Raw genomic sequence first — 762 nt, forward strand, 5'->3', positions numbered from 1 at the left:
CAAATAAGTTCTACAACCTGATTTACATCCCGCGAATCGAAGAATCGTGCCTTTTTTTACATAAACAGGCTTCCACATTGGAACAGCCTGACTGTCTATAGTAGGTGATAAATTTCCACCTGTTATCGCGATCAAGCAATTTTTTTCTATTTTAAGAGTCGGCCCCATTAACGTAATTTCCAGGGCCGCTTCACCTTCTTTATTGCCAACTAACATATTGGCAATTCGTAGGGAATATGCATCCATTGCGCCGCTTACAATCACTCCATGTTGCTGAAATCCTTTTCTTCCAAGATCCTGAATACTAGTTAATAATCCCGGTTTGATTACACGCAGGCTCACTGTAACCCCTCCTTAAGAATAATTTCATTATACTCTTGATTAGAAATTGGATGGAATTTCACAATGTCTCCTGCTTGTAATAGGCTAGGAGGATTTACATTTGGTAAAAAGAGTTTGGTTGGCGTTTGTCCAATTAATTGCCACCCTCCAGGCGTAGATATTGGATATACACCCGTTTGCATACCTGCAATTCCAACTGCTCCTGTTGGTATCGTCATTCTAGGAGAGGATCGTCTAGGCGTTGCAATTTTTTCTGATAGTCCACCGAGAAACGGAAAACCTGGAGCAAATCCAATCATATAGGCTAAGTACTCACCATTTGAATGAATATGGATGACTTCAGCAGTAGTTAAATTATTATAACGAGCTACATATTCCAAATCCGGTCCATATTCCCCCCCATAACATACAGGAATAGAA

2 protein-coding genes are annotated in these 762 nt (G+C 40.2%); both read right to left on the reverse strand.

The genetic code is table 11. From position 1 onward, the window contains the following. Positions 1–342 (reverse strand): 5-oxoprolinase subunit C family protein (locus AC1DUW_RS31270; protein ID WP_477644505.1); only part of this gene is annotated, 342 nt, incomplete at its 3' end. Continuing rightward, on the reverse strand, positions 339–762 hold a 424-nt coding region (gene pxpB / locus AC1DUW_RS31275), incomplete at its 5' end, for a 5-oxoprolinase subunit PxpB (protein ID WP_477644506.1). The genes AC1DUW_RS31270 and pxpB, both read right to left, overlap by 4 nt.

Source organism: Peribacillus sp. P4_C12, from assembly GCF_056402095.1.